2 protein-coding genes are annotated in these 936 nt (G+C 67.0%); one reads left to right on the top strand and one right to left on the bottom strand.

From position 1 onward, the window contains the following. Window positions 1-508 (bottom strand): NYN domain-containing protein (locus JCM9942_RS16915; RefSeq protein ID WP_157723035.1); only part of this gene is annotated, 508 nt, incomplete at its 3' end. 129 nt (window positions 509-637) lie between these two features. On the opposite strand from JCM9942_RS16915, the gene JCM9942_RS16910 reads away from it, so the two are divergent. Further along, on the top strand, window positions 638-936 hold a 299-nt coding region (locus tag JCM9942_RS16910), incomplete at its 3' end, for an FAD-dependent oxidoreductase (protein WP_172675194.1).

Genomic DNA, 936 nt, shown 5'->3' with positions numbered 1-936 from the left:
CGGTGGCGTCAGCCTCCGCCGGCGCCGCGGCCGCGGTGTGCGCCGTGGTGATCACCGGCTCCGGTTCGTCATTGCCCAGCGCTTCCAGGTAGGTGAACTTGGAACAGGCGTTGACGAAGGCCAGCGGCGTCTTCTGCTCGCCAAAACCATAGACCTTCACCCCGTCGGTCAGCAGCCGCATCACCAGCGGGGTGAAGTCGGCATCGCTGGAGACGATGGCAAAGCCGTCCAGGTTGCGCGCGTACAGCAGGTCCATCGCATCCACCACCATCGCCATGTCTGAGGCGTTCTTGCCCTTGGAATAGGCGAACTGCTGGATCGGCCGGATCGCGAACTCGTGCAGCACGCTCTCCCAGCCCTTGAGCCGCGGATTCTTCCAGTCGCCATAGGCGCGGCGCACATTGGCCACACCGAACGCGGCCACCTCGACCAGGATTTCATCGATCTTCGATGCCGGCGCGTTGTCGGCATCGATCAATACGGCGATACGCTTTTCAGGGTCGGACACGGCGCTGCTCCACGGCAATGGACGGCTCCCGAGTATCGACCATCGCCGGTTCACGCCCCATCAGTGCGATGATCGGCAGTGACTGTCGTCCCCACCCGGCCGGTCCGCCGGCCCCGACCGGAGTCCTGCATGTCGCGCGTTCCCCATCTTGTGGTCATCGGCGGCGGCTTTGCCGGTTTATGGGCCACCCGTGCGCTGGCCGGTGCACCGCTGCGGATCACCCTGGTCGACCGCCGCAACCACCACCTGTTCCAGCCGCTGCTGTACCAGGTGGCCACCGCCGGACTGTCGGCCCCCGATATCGCCGCGCCGCTGCGCCACATCCTGGGCCGCCAGCACAATGCCGAGGTCCGGCTGGGCGAGGTGGTGGCGATCGACAGGCAGGCCCGACAGGTGCGGCTGGGCGATGGCAGCCGGAGTCGGCTACG

The sequence above is a fragment of the Stenotrophomonas pictorum JCM 9942 genome, from assembly GCF_001310775.1.
Taxonomy (GTDB): Bacteria; Pseudomonadota; Gammaproteobacteria; order Xanthomonadales; family Xanthomonadaceae; genus Stenotrophomonas; species Stenotrophomonas pictorum.
This window is presented reverse-complemented; position numbering and strand designations above follow the sequence as displayed.